The following is a 19,706-nucleotide window of genomic DNA, read 5'->3' as shown; positions in this document are numbered from 1 at the left end:
ACGACGCTGCACCACGATCTCGACGGCACCTTCGCCTGGCTCGTCCCCTATTATCAGCACAGCCAGATCGAAGGGCAGCTCGCGGGGCTTGCCGCGCTGTTCAACGCGCCGCTGACGATCGGCGAGCTGCGCGTCGACGTGGCGATCGCCTTCGGGGTCAACGACGAGTTCGAAGGGTCGAACGCGCAGCGACTGGCCGCGGCGCTCGTCGCGGCCGAGCGCGCGATCCGCACGCGCTCGCTATGGACCAAATATACGTCGCGGCAAAAGGAAGACGCCGGCTGGCAGCTCTCCTTCCATTCGCAGCTCGAGGATGCGCTGACCGGCGGCGACATCTGGGTCGCCTTCCAGCCCCAATATGCAATTGCGACGAACAAGCTCGTCGGGGTCGAGGCGCTTGCGCGCTGGACCCACCCGACGCGCGGACCGATCCCGCCCGACGAATTCATCGTCCAGGCCGAAAAAAGCCAGGACATCTACCGCCTCACCCTGTTCGTGATGGATCAGGCGATCCGGTCGGCCGCCCAGATCAATGACCGTGGGGTCCACATCAACATGTCGGTCAACCTGTCGGCCAGCCTGCTCGACCACAGCGACCTCGTCGGCACGATCCGCGTCATGCTCACCGCGCACCATCTGCCACCGGAGAGGCTGACGATCGAGATCACCGAAACCGCGCAGATCGAAAACAGCCGGCAGGCGCGCCAGACGCTCGCCCAGCTCCGCCGCAGCGGAATCCGTCTGTCGATCGACGATTATGGCACCGGTCAGTCAAACCTCGAATATCTGACCGAGATCGAGGCCGACGAAATCAAGATCGACAAGCGATTCGTTATGACGATGCGCGATTCGCAGCGGAACCTCGAAGTCGTCAAATCGACGATCGATCTCGCGCACCGTCTCGGTGCCGTCGCGGTCGCCGAAGGCATCGAAGACGCGGAAACCATGGCGCTTCTCGAGGACCTCGGCTGCGACGTTGGCCAAGGTTATCATCTTGGAAAACCTCAACTGTTTTCCGAGCTGACCGCAACCCTCTCGACCACTCCCCAGAACCGCACCGCATAACTGCCAAACTGGCAGCAATGCTTATAGTTAAGACTCGATTTACCTTACTAATTAAGGTATACACTCCGTTAACTGTTCCTCGTGGGCAGTGCGAACAGGAGATAAGTCATGGGTTGGTTTTGGCGATTCCTGGGCGGCGGCGGCACGGACAGTGCTGGCGGCCAAGCCTAAACAGGAAACAAGTTTCAGAAGGGGCTCCGGCATCGCCGGGGCTCTTTCTTTTTGTCCGGCGCGGACATGATAGCCCCGACAGAACTCCCCCTATCGCAGCCCTAATGGTGCGACGCGCGCGTTACCGGTGTCACGATTTGCCCGGTCCTCGCACCCGAAAAATTCTGCGTTTCGACCCGCTTGACCCGATCGCAGCGCTAACCCGCAGAAAGGCTGGCGCGACGCCTCCTACTCGTGCATCAGCCGCGACGAGACGAATCAAATTATCGACGAATTGAGTCCCCAATTTGTCATTTAGCGTCTTGCATCGCAGCGCCGACGTGGCACTATAGGTGGTGTGTAAAACACGGGGGCACCCCAAGAAATAGTATTCGGCTGCAACTGGCGGATTTCCGTCGTCCATCCCATATGGACACGGGAAAACCCTCCTTGCGCCCAAAAAAAGTGCCCACGGGGACAAGTTTAGATGCTAGGATCGGGGCTTCGCCCTGAGTCGAACAAGACAGGAACAAAGCGCACCATGTGCGCGTTCAAACGGGGGCGAACAAGATGGATTTTCGCGAGACAGAACGGGTGGAGACGAGCGACGTGGCGACGATGGAACTGGCAAAGAACGACGCACCGGCGGCATCCGAATCGAAGGGTGAATCGGCTCCCGATTCGGCGCCCGCAGCCAAGCTCAACGACAGCAGCGAGGCCAAGGTCCACGCGCGCCGCTTCGAGGTCGTGACCGATCGCAGCCGCGATGCGCTGCTCACCGACTTCGGCAAGGAAACGCTCGAGGATCGCTATCTCCTCCCCGGCGAATCATACCAGGATCTCTTCGCGCGCGTCGCGTCGGCCTATGCCGACGACCAGGATCACGCACAGCGCCTCTATGACTATATCTCGAAACTGTGGTTCATGCCCGCGACCCCGGTGCTCTCGAACGGCGGCACCGGCCGCGGTCTGCCGATCAGCTGCTATCTGAACTCGGTCGACGACAGCCTCGAGGGCATCGTCGGCACATGGAACGAGAATGTCTGGCTCGCCAGCCGCGGCGGCGGCATCGGCACTTATTGGGGCGCGGTGCGCGGCATCGGCGAACCCGTCGGTTTGAACGGCAAGACCAGCGGCATCATCCCCTTCGTCCGCGTGATGGACTCGCTCACCCTCGCGATCTCGCAGGGCAGCCTCCGCCGCGGCTCGGCCGCCTGCTACCTCGACGTCTCGCACCCCGAGATCGAGGAGTTTCTCGAGGTCCGCAAACCCTCGGGCGACTTCAACCGCAAGGCGCTCAATCTCCACCACGGCGTCCTCATCACCGACGAGTTCATGGAGGCCGTCCGCGACGGCAGTGAATTCAACCTGCGCAGCCCCAAGGACAACAGCGTCCGCGGCACCGTCGACGCGCGCTCGCTGTTCCAGAAGCTCGTCGAAACGCGCCTCGCGACCGGCGAGCCCTACATCATCTTCATCGACCAGGTGAACCGCATGATGCCCAAGCATCACCGCGATCTGGGCCTCAAGGTCACCACCTCGAACCTCTGCAGCGAAATCACCCTCCCCACCGGCCGCGACCATCTCGGCAATGATCGCACCGCGGTCTGCTGCCTCTCGAGCCTCAACCTCGAAACCTGGGACGAGTGGAACGGCGACAAGCAGTTCATCGAGGATGTGATGCGCATGCTCGACAACGTCCTCCAGGACTATATCGACCGCGCCCCGCCCGAAATGGCGCGCGCCAAATATAGCGCCAGCCGCGAACGCTCGGTCGGCCTCGGCGTCATGGGCTTCCACAGCTTCCTCCAGGCGCGCGGCCTGCCGTTCGAGGGCGCGATGGCAAAATCGTCGAACCTGCGCGTCTTCAAGCATATCCGCGCGCAGGTCGATCAGGCGTCGATGCTGCTCGCCAAGGAACGCGGCCCCTGCCCCGATGCCGCCGATCAGGGCGTGATGGAGCGCTTCAGCTGCAAGATGGCGATCGCGCCGACCGCGTCGATTTCGATCATCTGCGGCGGCACCAGCGCGTGCATCGAGCCGATCCCGGCGAACATCTACACGCACAAGACGCTCTCGGGCAGCTTCTCGATCCGCAACCCGCACCTCGAGGCTTTGCTCGTCGACAAGGCGAAGAACAGCGACGCGGTGTGGAACTCGATCCTCGAAAAGGGCGGCAGCGTCCAGCACCTCGACTTCCTGACGCAGGACGAGAAGGACTGCTACAAGACCAGCTTCGAGATCGACCAGCGCTGGCTGCTCGAACTCGCCGCCGACCGCACGCCCTACATCGATCAGGCCGCGTCGCTGAACCTGTTCATCCCGGCCGACGTCGAGAAGTGGGATCTGCTCATGCTCCACTATCGCGCGTGGGAACTCGGCATCAAATCGCTCTATTACCTCCGCAGCAAATCGGTGCAGCGCGCTGGCTTCGCGGGCGGGGTCGAGGCCGACAACACCGCCGCAGCGCCGGTGTACGAGCTGCAGACCACCGATTACGACGAGTGTCTGGCTTGTCAGTAAAGAGCTTTCTCGCCGACGCTCTTGGCATCACGCAATTGCGGGAAAGCCATGGAGCGCTTGGCGCCGGAAAGTTTTGGACTCTGATGGGCTCCACGCTGGCCTATATCGCTATCGGCGCCACGCTGATGGTAATGGCGGTATGGCCCGGCAATTGCGACCATGAGGGTCGCGGGCTCACCGGGTTCGTTAAGCGATATAATTGCAGCCCCGACCTGCTTTCCGGGGATGCCGTAGAAATTGGCTTGTTTGCCTGGCTATGGTCGATGCCGACGATCGTTATTGTCGCGGTGGCCTGGTCCTGGATCCATCATTTCCAGCGCAAGCGCGCTCGAACGACGCAGTGGAGTAAGTAGATGCCCCTTCTAGAAGCCCGCAACACCTACAAGCCCTTCGAATACCCCTGGGCGTTCGATTTCTGGAAGCGCCAGCAGCAGATCCACTGGGTTCCCGAGGAAGTGCCGCTGGGCGAGGATTGCCGCGACTGGGCGCAAAAGATCAGCGACCATGAACGCAACTTGCTCACGCAGATTTTCCGCTTCTTCACCCAGGCCGATATCGAGGTGCAGGATTGCTACCACGACAAGTACGGCCGCGTGTTCAAGCCGACCGAAATCAAGATGATGCTGACCGCGTTCAGCAACATGGAAACCGTGCATATCGCGGCTTACTCGCACCTGCTCGACACGATCGGCATGCCCGAAAGCGAGTACGGCATGTTCCTCGAATATGACGAGATGCGCGCCAAGCACGACTATATGCAGCAGTTCGGCGTCGACAATGACGAGGATATCGCGCGCACCCTCGCGATGTTCGGCGGCTTTACCGAAGGCTTGCAGCTTTTCGCTAGCTTCGCGATGCTGATGAACTTCCCGCGCTTCAACAAGATGAAGGGCATGGGCCAGATCGTCAGCTGGTCGATCCGCGACGAAAGCCTCCACTGCGAAGGCATCATCAAGCTGTTCCACACCTTCACCAAGGAACGCGACTGCCTGACCAAGGCGGTGAAGGAAGACATCATCGACACCTGCCAGAAAACGGTGCGGCTCGAGGATGCGTTCATCGACCTCGCGTTCGAACAGGGCCCCGTCCCCGGCATGACGCCCAAGGAAATCAAGCGCTACATCCGCTACATCGCCGACTGGCGCCTGGGGCAGCTTGGGTTCCAGCCGATCTACATGATCGACGAACACCCCCTCCCCTGGCTCGCCCCGCTGCTCAACGGCGTCGAGCACGCCAACTTCTTCGAAACGCGCGCGACCGAATACAGCAAGGGCGCGACCCGCGGCGAGTGGAACACCGTCTGGTCGAGCTTCGACAACCGCAAGAAAGCCAAGGCGAACGACGATAGCGCCCCGGCGCCCGCCGCCGAAACCGACGGCGACGACATGTTCAAACAGGCGGGCATCGCCGCCGAGTAAATGACCTCCCCCTATCGCCCCGAGTTCGAAGCGGCCCTTCGCCTCTTCGCGCAGGTAAGCGAGGCGATGGCGGGGCGGAACTTATCTCGGCCCGTGCTGGTCGGCGGCGCGGCGGTCGAATATTATTCGGGAAGCGCGCTTACCACAGGCGATTTCGATATCTGCTCCCCGTGGCAGGATGCGCTGGACGATGAGCTGCAACGCGCCGGGTTTGTCCGCCCATCCGGCGTTGGCCAACTGGCACGCGGCTGGATACACCCCGCCCTCAAACTCGGTTTTGAAATCGTGGCCTCGATTCCGATGGACGGGAATATTGACCGGGACCATATATTGCTCGTCGAGGATACCGGTGACGGATCGAGCTTCGCGATCATTTCGGTGGAAGACCTGATCGCCGATCGCATGGGCCAATATGCGTCGGGATCGGCACAAGACCGTCTCGATCAGGCGCGAATTTTGTTTGCGCTTCACCCGAATGTCGATCTCGACTATCTAGAACGCCGGATCAGGCAGGAAACGGTCGGAGATTATGGCATCGCAGCGCTCAAAACCTGAACTGGCGGCCGACTGGACCGGGCCACGCATCGACTTCGCCCGCTTTTCGGCAGAACTCGCCGCCCGCCGCGCGGCGCTTGGCAATCCCGGGCTCCCGCGCAATGCGGGCAACAACCGGACCGAAAGCAAAAAAGCGCTTCTGGAAGCCATCAAAGCCATGGGCGGAAAATGGTAAAATCCGAACGGCGCACAAGAACGCACCGCGACAAACCAACAGGATCACGAAAAACAGCATGACCGAAAAACAGAAACTTCTCATCCTCAGCCAGCCGCAGCGCACAACGCTCGAAGGCCTGTCGAACCGCCGCCCTCAACTCCCCACCGACCCGATCCGCGACGAACTCGTCACGCTGGGTCTGGTGGTCAAGCAGGGCGCCAAATGGGCGCTGACCCCGCAGGGCAAGAAGGTGTTGGCGGCGAGCTCGAACCGGCGGAATGCTGGGGGGTTTTCGGTTTGAAGTGGATCCTGCATCATAGCGAATGACGTGAGATGGCGGCAGAATAATTTAGTTGCTCATTGAGCAAGAATCGACTAATAGGCAACTGCCGTGCATACGAAGAGGGGCATATGGCAAAACCGGCTCGAAAACTCGTAACCCAAGTTTTTCGAGAAGCATTTGGTGCAGTCTTGATAGACTTTTCGAGTGATGTCGAAGAGTCGATGACCGCATTGGGTCTTGACCTAAATGACCTCGATAGTGCGCTTCTCAGTAGCAAGGCATATTGGAACAACGTAGTAGGCGCGAGCGATAATCCTGAAGTGGTGATGGGGACCACTACAGAGGGCATTGCCTTGAATCTTGCCGTTTGGATCGAATCAGACAGCGGGACTTTCGTGGTAGAGTCCATCTCTCTCGCGCCGGGAGCAACCGGAGATGCAGAGTCCGAACATGAGCAAGAGGTTGACGACAGTAAAAGCGCCAACGATCGATAGCTACCAAATCGTCGAGCGCTATGAAGCGGCACACTTAGGTGCCCCCTTTAAGGTCATCCTGCACAACGCTGTTAGGCAGTACATTGACGCTGATACGGGAAAAGTTCTTCGGACACAGATTCCGAATCTCAGCGGGCTAAGGAAAGAGGTCGCCCTTTCTCGCTGCCTAGATCCGCGTAAACTAAACGGGTTGGAGCTTAAGTTTGTACGCAAGGCAATCGGTCTAAAAGCCGTCGAACTATCTAGTCTTTTAGATATCACGCCCGAGCATCTTTCTCGCTGTGAGGGAGGTGATAGACTTCTTTCTGGAGCAGCTGAAAAACTCCTTAGAGTTATAGTTCTAAAGAGAACTCACATCTTAGCGGATTTTGTAAGTGAAATACTTGATGATCTAAAAGAAAGAGACGTTCAGGTAGGCAATATCGAAAATATACAAAGCACATTAACCACATATAGAGATTGCATAGCTGATTTGGAATCAAAGGTTCTGAAAATGGATATTGAAGCGGCATTTGATCCTAATGATATTTTAGAATTCTCTTTCCGCATCAAAGATTTGAAGAAAAACCCTGCCACTTCTACGCAAGAGGACGATGCCAAGTGGCAGATGGCGGAAGCGGCATAAATTGATCAATGATCAAGTGTTGACTTATGGTTATCAGACGGTAAATTAGGAAATGCGAAAAAGGGCGGGGCCGTTAGCGCGACCCCGCCCTCTTGTGAGGGGCAGACCTAGCAGCAAGTCTGACCCAAACTTGGTAGAGGACAAGACCTCAACCGAAGCATGATGGTCTTAGAATCGAACTTTCGCAGATTCAACCCGCTGCTGAAAGTTAATACCTATGGCCTCTTTGGCAAAACGACCGATTGGCACACGTGCCAGCACTGGCGAAACCTGCCCCGAAAGCGGCGTCTGGAAGGTCGAGGGCACGCCCTCCACGACCGCCCCGATCGCCAAGGGCAACCGTATGCCCCCGTACGCCGGCAAAGCCGTCGTCTGGGTGCTCATCCAGTACGCGTAAATTGCAGGGCGGGCAGCAATGCCCGCCCTCTTTTTGTGGGAGCACCCCAATGCCCTATTTTTCTTCCTCGGCAATCCGCGCGGCGGAATACAACCCGGCCAGCCTTACGCTGGCAATCACCTTCACCAGCGGCCGTACCTACGATTATTATGGTGTGCCGCAGTACGTCTACAACAGCCTGTTGGCAGCCGGATCCAAGGGCGAATATTTTAACGACAACATCCGCGATCAATACGGCTACCGATAATCAACAGTCGGAATTCGAAGGCAGCGCGCATGGATGCCGGATCAAGTCCGGCATGACGAACGGGTGGATGGCTCGGATGACGATCCGAAGAGAAGCATCCGGTTCGCCCCCCTCTTCGTCACCCCGGACTTGATCCGGGGTCCATCGCCGCTCTAGCCTCCACGGCATGCACGCCGACTTCCAGCCCTGCGCCTATATCATGGCCAGCGCGCGCCACGGCACGCTCTACACCGGCGTCACCTCGCACCTGATCCAGCGCATCTGCCAGCATCGGGGCGGCAGTTTCGACGGCTTCACCAAACGCTATGGCGTCAAAACGCTCGTCTGGTTCGAACTCGCCGGGACGATGCACGCCGCGATCACGCGCGAGAAGCAGATCAAGAACTGGCAGCGGAAGTGGAAGATCGAGTTGATCGAACCCGCTTTCCGCGATCATCATGCGCAGACCGAAAGCTGCGCCGAACCCGGCCACGGCCGTAAGACTGTTCAGCAGGCCGGCAGGCCAGCCACTCCCGAATGCGCGCGCCTATTCGCCGTCCTGCGTCAGCTCGCTGAAATAATTGTCCATCCGCTGGCGCCCGTCGTCCGAAAGCGCGATGTGGATTCGGCGCCCGTCGTCCGGATCTTCGGCGCGGTCGAAAAAGCCCTCATCGGCCATCGTCTTGATCCATCGCAGCGCAGTCGTCGCGGGGACCGCCGCGGCGATGCACAGGCTCGAAACCGAGACCGTCTTTCGCTCGTAATGCGACGCGTAAAGATCCAGCAGCATATCCCAAGCGGGATCGGCAAAAAGATCGGCGGGAAAATGACTTTCCCGCCGCCGCCGTCTCCAGATCATTTCACGAATGCCGCGCGCCTTTCCGTCGGGAAAGGAAATCGGCACCGGCTTGCCGCGCCACCCGCCGCCAACATGTCGATAGGTCGATTCCGGCGTCGATATGACCGGTCCGTTTTTGAACAGCGACTGGATCTGCTGTTCAATGAGACTTAACCGATACGGCAGATCATACCCGCTGCCCGGATCTATTCCTTCCCGTCCCATTCGCGTCCCCCTGCTCCCAAGACACGGGAATCATGCCTCAAATCGCATCCGTGTTCGCGTAAATTTAACTCCAAAATGAATCTTAAAACTGCCAGATTGGCAACGATTCAAGAAAAATCCTGATTATTCAGTCACAAAGATAGGCAGAGACGCATGTCAAAATCGAGTCAAAGAGGACAAGATTATTTTAAGACTTAACGAGAACTATAGTGACGGCTTACCAAACCCCCAAATTGCGGAGACTCCGCATGGATGCCGGCTCAAGTCGAATAAGTCACTTGCCTCGTCCGGATGACGACGCGCGACAGATCTTCGCGCCTTCGCGTGAAACCCAATCTCCACACCGCCCCGCACTCCCTCCCAAATCCTATTTCGCGCACCCCACCCCAAAAACCGCTGTCCTACATTATTCGCCTATGCTCCAAACTCGCAGATGAGCCACATCGCCCCCATCCCCTCGCCCGACGCGGCCCCCGCCACCGTCCCCGAATCCACCCCCGCGCTCGACGCGCACGGCCACGACCCCGCCGCATACGACTGGGTGCCGGTGCTGAAAAAGCGCCGCAAGGACGGCTGGTCGCCCGACAAGCAGCGCGCCTTTATCGAGGCGCTGGCCGACAGCGGCTCGGTCGCCACCGCCGCGCACTGCGTCGGCATGTCCGAATCCTCCGCCTATCGCCTGCGCCGCACGCCGGGGGCGGAGGCGTTCGACCGCGCCTGGTCGGCCGCGATCGATGCGGCGTCGAAGAAATTGCTCGACGCCGCCTTCGAACGCGCGCTGGTCGGCACCGACGAGCCGGTGTTCGACCGCGACGGCCGCCGCGTCGGCCGCCGCTTTCGCCAGAGCGACCGGTTGTTGATGTTCCTGCTGCGCGCCTATGGCCCCGACAGTTTCCGGGGCGCCGCCGCCCGCCGCACCGGCCCCGCCCCCGCCGCCACCCCGGTGGCCGAGGCGCTGGTCCATCTGCACCCCGAACCGCCGGCCGCGCCCGCCGCGCTGATGGCTCCGGGCGAGCTCGCGGTGGCGCTGCAGGTTGCCGATATCTGCGACGGGGCGCTGCCGCACTGGCATCGCGACGACCCGGTCGAAGCGGTCCCGGCACGCCCCGGCGATGCCGATGCGCGATAATCATGAGGCTGAACTTCACTGAACTTTGACCGCCAGAACGGCCTGGCGGCCCTCAAGGCATCGCAACCGGCCTTGTGCCGCATCGCCGGCGGAACCCGCCTTCGCGGGGCGACGATCGTCAGTAAATATGCACCGCCTTGGTGACCAGATAGCCGTCGAGCCCCTCGGGTCCGCTCTCGCTGCCGAAGCCCGATTCCTTGATCCCGCCGAAGGGCATGTCGTTCGCCGAGATCACGAAGCTGTTGATCCCGACCATCCCGCTTTCGATGCCGTCGGCGATGCGGTTGATGCGGCGGCCATTCTCGGTGAAGGCAAAGGCGGCGAGGCCGTAGGGCAGCCGGTTCGCCTGTTCGAGTGCCTCATCCTCGGTTGCGAACGGGCGGATCAGTGCCATCGGGCCGAAGGGTTCGTTATTCATCGCATCGGCGTCGAGCGGCACGTCGGCGAGCGCGGTCGGCTGAAAGAAATAGCCCTCGCCGGTCGGTGCGCCGCCGGCGATCACGCGCGCGCCCTTCGCGGTCGCATCGGCGATCATCGCCTCGAGCGCGGGTGCGCGGCGCGCGTTGGCGAGCGGACCCATCTGCGTCCCGGCGTCGAGCCCGCTGCCGATCTTCACCTTCTTCGTCCGCTCGGCAAAACCCGCGACGAAGGCGTCGTAAATGCCTTGTTGGACATAGAAGCGCGTCGGCGAGACGCAGACCTGCCCGGCGTTGCGGAACTTCTGCGTCACGACGCGGTCGAGCGTGCTCTCGGGGTCGCAATCGTCGAAGATCAGCACCGGCGCATGACCGCCAAGCTCCATCGTGATCCGCTTCACCCCGTCGGCAGCGAGCTTCATCAGATGCTTGCCGACCGCGGTCGAGCCGGTGAAGCTGACCTTGCGGATCACCTCGCTGCCGAGCAGGTGGCGGCTGATCATGTCGGGGTTGCCATAGACGAGCTGGACGACGTCGCCGGCAATGCCCGCATCGGCAAGGCAGCGCATGATCGCGCTGGTGCAGCCCGGGGTTTCCTCGGGCGCCTTCGCGATCACGACGCAGCCCGCGGCGAGCGCGGGGGCGATCTTCTTGACCATCAGATTGACCGGGAAGTTCCACGGGCTGAACGCCGCGACCGGGCCGACGGGCTGGCGCAGCACCATCGCGCGCTGCCCCGCGGGACGCGGCGCGACGCGGCCCCCGATCCGCTTCCCTTCCTCGGCGAAATATTCGAGCAGCGACGCGGCCGACAGCACCTCGCCGCGCGCCTCCGCGATCGGCTTGCCCTGTTCGAGCGTCAGCAGGGTTGCGATATGGTCGACCCGCTCGCGGATGATGCCCGCCGCCTTGCGCATCAGCGCGGCGCGCTCGTCGGGGGTCTTCGCGCGCCAGACCGGCCAGCCGCGCGCAGCGGCCGCGAGCGCCTCGTCGAGGTCGGCAGCGGTCGCGACGGGCAACTCGGCGATCGTGCCCGCGGTCGCGGGGTTGAACACCGGCCGTCCCTCGCGCCCCTCGCCGCTCCGCCACGCGCCGTTGATGAAGAGCTGGAGGTCGGCGTCGTAGGTCGCGGTCATGGGGGATTTCCTCTCTGATCCGTTCGCATCGAGCGAAGTCGAGAGGCCCCTCGAACTTGCTCCACGCCGATGGGTGTCTCGACTTCGCTCGACACGAACGGGATTGGGGTTGGGTCAGATGCCGCCGATATAGGCCGTCTCAGCGATAGTTAAAGCTGATGCTGATCCGTTCGCCTTTGCCCGAATGCGGCATCACTTCGTGGCGCAGCCAGCTCTCCCACAGGAAGACGCGGCCGGCGGCGGGTTCGGCATAGATGAAGGGCAGCAAATGCTCGGGCGCATCGCCGGTGCGCCCCGGCGCCGCCATCAGCATCGCGAGGCGCGGGTCTTCGAGTTTGAGCGCGCCGGAGCCGGGCGGGACGGCGACGTAGAAGGTGCCCGAGACGATGCTGTGCGGGTGGATATGGCCGCTATGCGTGCCGCCGGGTTTCAGGACGTTGACCCACATCGAGTCGAGCTTGAGCGGCTTGGCGAGGTCGAAGTGGCACGCCCTGGCGAAGGCCTTGACCTCCTTGTCGAGCAGGCGCTTGAGATCGTGAAAAGCGGGATCGCGCTCGGGCAGGTCGCCGAGGCTCGCGTAGCTGGTGTAGCCTTTGTAGCCATGCTCGCGGCTCCAGCGGCGGCCGGCGCCGTCCTCCTCGGCGAACAGGCGGCTGCTTTCCTCCAGCTCATCGAGCAGGTCGGGCGAGCCGATGTCGGCTTCGTAGAAATTGGTGGCGAAGAGCGTACGAACGGGCATGATGGGCGGGAAAGCACAGTGAAGCTGCGAGAGCAAGGAGAGACGCTACCCCTTCCCTTCGTCATGCCGGACTTGATCCGGCATCCATTCCTCCCGGCGAGGCCTGAATAGACCCCCGGATCAAGTCCGGGGTGACGATGGAAGGAACGGCAGCGAAAGTCCCTGAACTCCGACAACAGGCAAAGAGGGACATCAGGATGGCCGAGTTTGAATTGATCGCCGACGGATTGCGCTTTCCCGAGGCGCCGGTGGTGATGGACGACGGCAGCGTCATCGTCGTCGAGATCGAGGCGAAGCGCATCACGCGCTGCTGGCCCGGCGGGAAGAAGGAGGTCATCGCGACCCCCGGCGGCGGCCCCAACGGCCTGGCGATCGGCCCCGATGGCAAGCTCTATTGCTGCAACAATGGCGGCTTCAACTATGTCGAGGCGAACGGCTATCTCGCTCCGCACGGCATCGCCGACGATTATTCGGGCGGGCGGATCGAGCGGATCGACATCGACACCGGCGAAGTCGAGATACTGTACAAATCGGGCGATCATGGCGTGACGTTGCGCGGGCCCAACGACCTGATGTTCGATGCGCATGGCGGCTTCTGGTTCACCGATCATGGCAAGGTCGATTATGCCGCGCGCTGCCACGACATCGTCGGGATATTCTATGCGAAAGCCGACGGCAGCTTTATCGAGGAAGTGATCTTCCCGAGCTATAACCCCAACGGCGTCGGCCTCTCGCCCGATGGCGGCAAACTCTATGTCGCCGAAACCTACACCTGCCGGCTGACCCAGTTCAACATCGTCGCGCCAGGCAAGGTCGATGACAGTGCGGGTCCGGGTGGTCCCGGCATCCCGCTCTATCGTCCCGCGGGCTATAAATTCTTCGACAGCCTCGCGATGGAGGCGAACGGCAATATCTGCGTCGCGACGATCGGCGAGTGCGGGATCAGCGTCGTTTCGCCGGCAGGCGAGCTGGTCGAATTCGTCGCGACGGACGATATCTTCACAACCAATATCGCTTTCGGGGGATCCGACAGGCAGGATGCTTATCTGACCCTGTCGGGCACCGGGCGGCTGGTAAAGACGCGCTGGGCACGGCCGGGGCTGCAATTGCAATATTGACGAACAGCCAAGCCCAAAAGGAAATCGGCAATGATGCGAAACTGGATAGCGTTTGTGTGCGCTGTCGCGTTCTTGACCCTTGCGGGTGCCTGGACCGGGCGCACCCAGGAACAGCGGCAAAATCCGATCACCAAGCCCGGCATCTGGCAGGCGCCATCGGGATCGAAACAAATACCGATCTGGCCGAACGAGGCGCCCGATATGGCAGGCGTATCCCGGCCAGCCGAAAATGTTGTGACCAAGCAAACTCCTGACGCGATCGGCGGCGATATTTCCCAATCCATCTATGACGTAGCGGTGCCTACCATGACGGTCTTCCCGCCCCGGGGGAGGAATAGCCGTGCCGCCATAATCGTCTTCCCCGGCGGCGGGTTCAGAGGCATCGCGGTAACGCTCGAAGGCACCGAAATATGCAATTGGATCACGTCGAAGGGAATGACGTGCATATTATCCAAATATCGGGTGCCGGGCAGCAATCATTGGTGGGATCCCGATTGCCGCTGCCACGTCACGCCAAAGGTTCCCCGTGCGCTTCAGGATGCGCAAAGAACGATCAAACTCGTCCGGGCGCGGGCGGAGGAACTCGACCTCGATGCCGGCAAGATCGGGGTGATGGGATTTTCGGCGGGCGGCTATCTGGTCGCGCAAACGAGCAATATATTCCACCCGAGCTACACACCCGTCGACGCCGTAGACAACATCAGCAGCCGGCCCGACTTCGCCCTTGCCTTTTTTCCGGGCCACCTCTGCCGCGAAGGCGCGAAGCTCGATCCCGGCATCAATGTCACAAAGGAAACACCGCCGACATTCCTGCTACAGGCATGGGACGATCCGGTTGACGAAATTTGTAACAGCACGCTCTATGCGCGTGCGCTCGACGAAGCTGGAGTGCCCGCAGAGGTACATTTGTTCGCCAAGGGTGGGCACGCTTTCGGACTGCGACGCAAGCGCTCTCCCGACACCATATGGCCATCGCTCGTCGAGAATTGGCTGAAAGATATTGGCATATTCTAGGCTTGCGAAGCGCGCCGACCTTTGCGCGCGACAATTCGCTTTTCTTCATTTCTTCATTTATTTTGGGAGGCCGTCTGACGATGCACGAGGAAACCCATGCCGTCACGCGGATCGGCTGGCTGCGCGCCGCGATTCTTGGCGCCAATGACGGGATCGTGTCGACCGCGAGCCTGATCGCGGGGGTCGCGGCGGCGGGCGCGGCGCAATCGTCGATCCTTGTCACCGGCACCGCGGGGCTGGTCGCGGGCGCGATGTCGATGGCGGCGGGCGAATATGTGTCGGTGAGTTCGCAGGGCGACGCCGAAAAATCCGATGTCGAGCTGGAGAAACGGCATCTCGCGGCCGACCCCGAGTTCGAGCTTGAGGAGCTGACACAGATTTATCAGGAGCGCGGGCTCGACCGCGCGCTCGCCGAGCGGGTCGCGGTGCAGCTGACCGCGCATGATGCGCTCGACACGCATCTGCGCGACGAGTTGGGGATGACCGACGCGATGACGGCGCGGCCGGTTCAGGCGGCGGCGGCTTCGGCGGCGAGTTTTGCGATCGGTGCGGCGCTGCCGCTTGCGACGGTGCTGGTCGATCGGGGGGATTCGCTGCCGTGGACGGTGTCGGCGGCGTCGTTGGTATTTCTCGCGATCCTGGGCGCGCTCGGCGCGTGGGCGGGCAATGCGCCGATGCTGCGCCCGGTTTTGCGGGTCACTTTCTGGGGGGCGATGGCGATGGCGGTGACGATTGCGATCGGATCGTTGCTCGGGACGACGGTGGGGTGAGAAACATCGTGTGCCCCTGCGAAGGCAGGGGTCCATCTCCGGTCGGCGCAATCTTGAACCGGCAGGAGATGGATCCCCGCCTTCGCGGGGACACGACAGCTTTTTAGATTAGCGCCGCGCCAGCCATTCGCGGAGCGCGACGGCGTTGTTTCGTTCCTCGTTCTTCGCGGCATAGAGCAGGGTCACCGGGCCTGCCTTCATCGCGGCATCGAGCGTGAACAGTGCCGCCTTCACCTCCTCGCCGCCCGCGTCGAGTTCGGCGAAATAGTCGAGCCGGAATGCGTCCCATGCTTCGTCCGAACCGGCGGTTTCGCCGTGGAAACGCTTGCGCAGCCCATCGCTCGGCGACAGCGGTTTCAGCCACGCGGCGAGCGCCGCTTTCTCTTTCGACACGCCGCGCGGCCACAGGCGGTCGACGAGGAAGCGCGTGCCGTCGCCGGGACCGGCCGGTTCGTGGATGCGTTTGACCGCGATTGTCAGGGGCGGTGCCATCTGTATGACTATCGGCCATCCCGCAATCGCGGGCAAGACAATCGGAGGGGTCCGGACATGAGCGCAAAGAGCTGGGCGATCGACATCGATCGCGACGATATCACGCAAGCCCAATTGGTCGAGGACGCCGATGCGCCGCTCGCGGCCGGACAGGTGCGCGTGCATCTGGACAGCTATGCGATGACCGCGAACAACATCACTTACGCCGTGTTCGGCAAGCCTTCGGGGCTGTTCGGCAACGACCAGGGCTATTGGGATTTCTTCGCCGAGCGCGGCGAACCCGGCCGCCTGCCCGTCTGGGGTTTTGCGACGGTGACCGAAAGCGCCGCCGAGGGCGTGGCGGTCGGCGACCGCTTCTATGGCTATTATCCGATGGCGAGCGATGCGGTGCTCAACGTCGGCAAGGCGGGACCGGGCGGCTTCACCGATGTGACGCCGCGGCGCACCACCCTGCCCCCCATCTATAACAATTATCAGCGGATCGAGGCGCTGGATGGCTATCGCGCCGCCGACCATGATTATTGGCCGGTGTTCCGTCCGCTGTTCCTCACCGGCTGGCTGATCGCCGACCAGTTCGAGGATGAGGGCGATTATGGCGTCCAGCAGATTTTGATCGCCAGCGCGTCGAGCAAGACCGCGATCGGCCTCGGCTTCGCGCTCAAACAGCGCGCCGACCGCCCCGAGACGATCGGGCTGACGAGCGCCGCCAATGTCGATGCGCTCGCGGCGCAAGGCATTTACGACCGCATCATCAGTTACGATCAGATCATGACGCTCAACACAGCAACGCCCGCCGCGCTGGTCGATATGGCAGGCAATGGCGCGGTGACGCGCACCGTGCACAGCCATTTCGGCAACCAGCTCCAAGCCTCAATCGTCGTCGGCAAGTCGCATTGGGACGCGCAGGCCGATGGCGAGGGGCTGCCCGGCCCCGAGCGACAGGGCTTTTTCGCGCCGGGCCGCAGCCAGAAGCGCATCGCCGACTGGGGCGGCGCGGCGTTCGGGCAGAAGATCGCCGAGGCGTGGCTCGCCTTCATGGACGTTGCACCGCGGCTGACATCGGTCGATAAGCGCAGCGGCGGCGATGCGGCGCTCGCCGCCTATCGGGAGATGCTCTCGGGACAGGCCGACCCCAAAAAGGGGATTGTCGTTGTTCCATGAGGATCGCGTGGGGGCAGTCCCTTTCCCCGCCGCACGAAAGGACCCGCCATGCTTCGTACCCTGATGTTTGCCACCTCGCTTGCGCTCCTGCTTCCGGCCGGAGCGGCGCTTGCCGAACCGCCGAAAGCCGCACCCGCACGCAAGGCCGACCTCGCCGATCGCGTCGCGGGCACGTACAAGGGCGCGGTGGCGTCCGATGCGCGCGGTTCGTCGCGGGACAATGTCACGATCATCGTGACCCGCACCGGGCCGAACAAGGTCGAGATCAAATCGGACTATCCGCGCATCCTGACCGTCACCATCGCGCTGGAAAAGGCGATGGACGCGATTCTCGCCGCGAGCGGGCCGTCGGTCTTCCTGCTCGATACGGTGCGCTCGCCCGACCGGCTTGACCTCACCATCGACGACGCGAGCTGGTCGGGCACGCGCGTCGCCACCCCCGCCAAGAAATAGGGTTGCTCACTCCCGCATGACTTACACGACGGTAATTTTCGACTTCGGCGGCGTCATCACGGCGTCGCCGTTCGAAGCCTTCAATCGGCTAGAGGAAGAACGCGGGCTGCCGCGCGATTTCGTGCGCCGCGTCAACAGCGCCGATCCCGATGGCAATGCCTGGGCGAAGTTCGAGCGTGCCGAGATCGATGCGGCGGCGTTCGACACGCTGTTCGCCGACGAGGCGCGCGCGCTGGGGCATGAGCTGGAAGGCGAGGCCGTGCTCGCGGTCATCGCGGGCGCGGTGCGTCCGGCGATGGTCGCGGCGCTCGACACGCTGAAGGATCGCGGTTTCACCATTGCGTGCATCACGAACAATGTGCCGGGCGGCAAGATGGGCGTTCTCGGCGCGGGAATGACGCGCAGCGAAGAGGCCGCGATCGAGGTCGCCGACATCATGGCGCGCTTTGCGCATGTTATCGAATCGAGCAAGGCGGGGGTGCGCAAGCCCGATCCGCGGATTTATCTGATGATGTGCGAGGCGCTTGGCGTCGAGCCTGGGGAGTGCATCTATCTCGACGACCTTGGTATCAACTGCAAACCGGCCGCCCAGCTCGGCATGCACGCGATCAAGGTGACGAGCGGCGAACAGGCGCTCGCCGACCTGTCGGCGGTGCTGGGGATGGAGCTGCCCTGAGGAACGGTCTAGCGATCGGACCGTGAATGACGGCATCGGAGTGGGGAGCGGACTTCAGATCCTCCCTGTCGCGAAGCGCGATGGGGAGGTGGCAGCGCGCAGCGCTGACGGAGGGGTAATGGCGCGACGTCGCCACCCCTCCACCACCGCCTGCGGCACAGGGAGGATCTTATGCCTGCAACCGGTCGAAACCCGCCGTTCGGCTCAAACCGCCACTTCCGCTAGATTGAGCTTCGCCGCGCGTTCGAAGATTTGCGTCAGCACGGGTTCGGTGTCGGCGACGCGCATCGCGACCTGAAACTCGACCGGGGCCAGCGCCGGCATGCCGGCGATCCGGGCGAGCGACCCGCTCGCCACTTCGCTGCGCACCATCGGCTGCGGGAAGATGCCGATGCCCCCGCCCGCCTTCGCGATATCGATCATCGTGCGCGCATTGTTGCAGAGGTTGAGCGATTTCTGCGCGATGCGCGACGCCGCGATCGCCTCGCGCATCCGGCCGTGGATCGGCGAATGGCTGGCGAGCGACCAGACGGGAAGCGCCGCCTCGCCGCCGGCAAAGGCCGACGCGACCGCGGGGCTGGCGAGCCACACGAGTTCGACCGCGCCGATCGGGCTGGTTTTGAGCGCCGGATGCGCGATCGGCCCTGCGGCGAAAGCGATGTCGGTGCGGCCGGTCAGAAGCTGCTGGATCAAATTCGCGGTGAGGTCGATTTCGATTTCGAGGCCGACATTGGGCATATCGGCCTTGAGCGCCGCGACGAAGGCGGGGAGGCAGCTCGCCGCCGCGATCTCGCCCGCGCCGATGCGTACGACCCCGCTCGCCTCGCCATATCCGCCGCTGCCGAGCAGCGCGACCTGCATGTCGCGAAGCAGCGGGTCGCAGTCGCGCACCAGCTTGCGCCCCGCCGCGGTGAGCGACATCGCGCGGCCTTCGCGGCGGAACAGCGCGGTGCCGAGGCGCTGTTCGAGTTCGCGCATCCGCGCCGACACCGTCGGCTGGGTCGTATTGAGCCGCTCGGCGGCGGCCGAAAAGGTGCCGAGCCGGTCGATCCAGAGCAGGGTTTCGAGATGATAGAGCGAGACGCGATTGATAGACATCGTCTATGTATAACCCAAAAATCGAACAATTAGAATTGATGGATCAAATACGCCAAGGTCGCGCGCGACACCATATAGGAGAGCCGTCCCATGGCGAAGAAGCAATATCCCGACGCCGCCGCCGCCCTCGAAGGCCTGCTGTTCGACGGCATGCAGATTTGCGCGGGCGGCTTCGGCCTTTGCGGCATTCCCGAACGGCTGATCGACGCGATCCGCGACGCGGGCACGAAGAACCTCACCATTGCGAGCAACAATGCGGGGATCGACGGCGAAGGGCTCGGCAAGCTGCTTCGCACCAAGCAGGTCAAGAAGATGATCTCGTCCTACGTTGGTGAGAACAAGGAGTTCGAGCGGCAATATCTGGCGGGCGAGCTCGAGGTCGAATTCTGCCCGCAGGGCACGCTCGCCGAACGCTGCCGCGCCGGTGGTGCGGGCATTCCGGGCTTCTACACCAAGACCGGCGTCGGCACGCTCGTCGCCGAGGGCAAGGAAGTGAAGAATTTCGACGGGCAGGATTATATCCTCGAACGCGGCATCTTCGCCGACCT

24 protein-coding genes are annotated in these 19,706 nt (G+C 62.4%); 20 read left to right on the top strand and 4 right to left on the bottom strand.

All coding sequences use genetic code 11. From position 1 onward, the window contains the following. The 13 genes from VJ811_RS19380 to VJ811_RS19320 all read left to right on the top strand — a co-directional run. On the top strand, positions 1-1,065 hold a 1,065-nt coding region (locus tag VJ811_RS19380), incomplete at its 5' end, for an EAL domain-containing protein (protein ID WP_324075445.1). A 720-nt stretch (positions 1,066-1,785) separates the two neighbouring features. After that, a complete protein-coding gene (locus VJ811_RS19375; protein ID WP_324075446.1) occupies positions 1,786-3,738 on the top strand; it encodes a ribonucleoside-diphosphate reductase subunit alpha in 1,953 nt (650 codons plus the stop codon). After that, complete coding sequence (locus VJ811_RS19370; RefSeq protein ID WP_324075444.1) at positions 3,729-4,091, top strand: hypothetical protein; 363 nt, start codon at positions 3,729-3,731, stop codon at positions 4,089-4,091. The genes VJ811_RS19375 and VJ811_RS19370 overlap by 10 nt, the downstream gene beginning before the upstream one ends. Beyond that, positions 4,092-5,156: a ribonucleotide-diphosphate reductase subunit beta gene (locus tag VJ811_RS19365; protein ID WP_324075443.1), complete on the top strand. Its 1,065-nt coding sequence runs from the start codon at positions 4,092-4,094 to the stop codon at positions 5,154-5,156. Next, on the top strand, positions 5,157-5,711 hold the full coding sequence (locus tag VJ811_RS19360) for a hypothetical protein (RefSeq protein WP_324075442.1): 555 nt from the start codon (positions 5,157-5,159) through the stop codon (positions 5,709-5,711). It begins immediately after the preceding gene. Next, the gene (locus tag VJ811_RS19355) at positions 5,686-5,886 is read left to right on the top strand and encodes a hypothetical protein (protein WP_324075441.1); all 201 of its coding nucleotides are present in this window, start codon (positions 5,686-5,688) and stop codon (positions 5,884-5,886) included. Before VJ811_RS19360 ends, VJ811_RS19355 begins: the two co-directional genes overlap by 26 nt. 58 nt (positions 5,887-5,944) lie before the next feature. Next, positions 5,945-6,169, top strand: a complete 225-nt coding sequence (locus VJ811_RS19350; RefSeq protein WP_324075439.1) for a hypothetical protein — start codon at positions 5,945-5,947, stop codon at positions 6,167-6,169. Positions 6,170-6,279: 110 nt separating this feature from the next. Continuing rightward, a complete protein-coding gene (locus VJ811_RS19345; protein WP_324075437.1) occupies positions 6,280-6,645 on the top strand; it encodes a hypothetical protein in 366 nt (121 codons plus the stop codon). After that, a complete protein-coding gene (locus VJ811_RS19340) occupies positions 6,602-7,270 on the top strand; it encodes a hypothetical protein (RefSeq protein WP_324075435.1) in 669 nt (222 codons plus the stop codon). The genes VJ811_RS19345 and VJ811_RS19340 overlap by 44 nt, the downstream gene beginning before the upstream one ends. Positions 7,271-7,487: 217 nt before the next feature. After that, positions 7,488-7,667 (top strand): hypothetical protein, encoded by a 180-nt coding sequence (locus VJ811_RS19335; RefSeq protein WP_324075433.1) that lies wholly within the window; start codon positions 7,488-7,490, stop codon positions 7,665-7,667. A gap of 49 nt (positions 7,668-7,716) precedes the next feature. After that, positions 7,717-7,914: a KTSC domain-containing protein gene (locus VJ811_RS19330; RefSeq protein WP_324075432.1), complete on the top strand. Its 198-nt coding sequence runs from the start codon at positions 7,717-7,719 to the stop codon at positions 7,912-7,914. A gap of 166 nt (positions 7,915-8,080) precedes the next feature. After that, a complete protein-coding gene (locus tag VJ811_RS19440; RefSeq protein WP_414711980.1) occupies positions 8,081-8,905 on the top strand; it encodes a GIY-YIG nuclease family protein in 825 nt (274 codons plus the stop codon). Between the two features lie 484 nt (positions 8,906-9,389). Continuing rightward, positions 9,390-10,085 (top strand): hypothetical protein, encoded by a 696-nt coding sequence (locus tag VJ811_RS19320; RefSeq protein WP_324075430.1) that lies wholly within the window; start codon positions 9,390-9,392, stop codon positions 10,083-10,085. A gap of 118 nt (positions 10,086-10,203) precedes the next feature. On the opposite strand, the gene VJ811_RS19315 is transcribed toward VJ811_RS19320, so the two are convergent. After that, positions 10,204-11,637, bottom strand: coding sequence for an NAD-dependent succinate-semialdehyde dehydrogenase (locus VJ811_RS19315; RefSeq protein WP_324075428.1), 1,434 nt, complete (start codon positions 11,635-11,637; stop codon positions 10,204-10,206). A 139-nt stretch (positions 11,638-11,776) separates the two neighbouring features. Then, the gene (locus VJ811_RS19310; RefSeq protein WP_324075426.1) at positions 11,777-12,376 is read right to left on the bottom strand and encodes a TIGR02466 family protein; all 600 of its coding nucleotides are present in this window, start codon (positions 12,374-12,376) and stop codon (positions 11,777-11,779) included. A 197-nt stretch (positions 12,377-12,573) separates the two neighbouring features. Between VJ811_RS19310 and VJ811_RS19305 the strand changes: the two genes are divergently transcribed. The 3 genes from VJ811_RS19305 to VJ811_RS19295 all read left to right on the top strand — a co-directional run bounded on the left by VJ811_RS19305 (position 12,574) and on the right by VJ811_RS19295 (position 15,278). Beyond that, complete coding sequence (locus tag VJ811_RS19305; protein WP_324075424.1) at positions 12,574-13,494, top strand: SMP-30/gluconolactonase/LRE family protein; 921 nt, start codon at positions 12,574-12,576, stop codon at positions 13,492-13,494. 72 nt (positions 13,495-13,566) lie between these two features. After that, positions 13,567-14,508: an alpha/beta hydrolase gene (locus VJ811_RS19300; RefSeq protein ID WP_324075422.1), complete on the top strand. Its 942-nt coding sequence runs from the start codon at positions 13,567-13,569 to the stop codon at positions 14,506-14,508. Positions 14,509-14,588: 80 nt separating this feature from the next. Continuing rightward, entirely contained in the window at positions 14,589-15,278 is a 690-nt protein-coding gene (locus VJ811_RS19295; RefSeq protein WP_324075419.1) for a VIT family protein, read from the top strand. Between the two features lie 108 nt (positions 15,279-15,386). On the opposite strand, the gene VJ811_RS19290 is transcribed toward VJ811_RS19295, so the two are convergent. Further along, positions 15,387-15,770 carry a DUF488 domain-containing protein gene (locus VJ811_RS19290; RefSeq protein ID WP_324075418.1) on the bottom strand — a complete coding sequence of 128 codons (384 nt, stop codon included), beginning with the start codon at positions 15,768-15,770 and terminating at the stop codon, positions 15,387-15,389. Positions 15,771-15,827: 57 nt separating this feature from the next. Between VJ811_RS19290 and VJ811_RS19285 the strand changes: the two genes are divergently transcribed. The 3 genes from VJ811_RS19285 to VJ811_RS19275 are packed head-to-tail and all read left to right on the top strand — an operon-like array spanning position 15,828 to position 18,060. After that, on the top strand, positions 15,828-16,931 hold the full coding sequence (locus VJ811_RS19285) for a DUF2855 family protein (protein ID WP_324075416.1): 1,104 nt from the start codon (positions 15,828-15,830) through the stop codon (positions 16,929-16,931). A gap of 48 nt (positions 16,932-16,979) precedes the next feature. Then, positions 16,980-17,384: a hypothetical protein gene (locus VJ811_RS19280; RefSeq protein ID WP_324075413.1), complete on the top strand. Its 405-nt coding sequence runs from the start codon at positions 16,980-16,982 to the stop codon at positions 17,382-17,384. A 16-nt stretch (positions 17,385-17,400) separates the two neighbouring features. Further along, positions 17,401-18,060, top strand: a complete 660-nt coding sequence (locus VJ811_RS19275; RefSeq protein WP_324075411.1) for an HAD-IA family hydrolase — start codon at positions 17,401-17,403, stop codon at positions 18,058-18,060. Positions 18,061-18,264: 204 nt separating this feature from the next. On the opposite strand, the gene VJ811_RS19270 is transcribed toward VJ811_RS19275, so the two are convergent. Then, positions 18,265-19,158, bottom strand: a complete 894-nt coding sequence (locus VJ811_RS19270; RefSeq protein ID WP_324075409.1) for a LysR family transcriptional regulator — start codon at positions 19,156-19,158, stop codon at positions 18,265-18,267. Between the two features lie 90 nt (positions 19,159-19,248). On the opposite strand from VJ811_RS19270, the gene VJ811_RS19265 reads away from it, so the two are divergent. Beyond that, positions 19,249-19,706 (top strand): 3-oxoacid CoA-transferase subunit A (locus VJ811_RS19265; RefSeq protein ID WP_324075406.1); only part of this gene is annotated, 458 nt, incomplete at its 3' end.

It is taken from the genome of Sphingopyxis sp., assembly GCF_035250425.1.
Taxonomy (GTDB): Bacteria; Pseudomonadota; Alphaproteobacteria; order Sphingomonadales; family Sphingomonadaceae; genus Sphingopyxis.
This window is presented reverse-complemented; position numbering and strand designations above follow the sequence as displayed.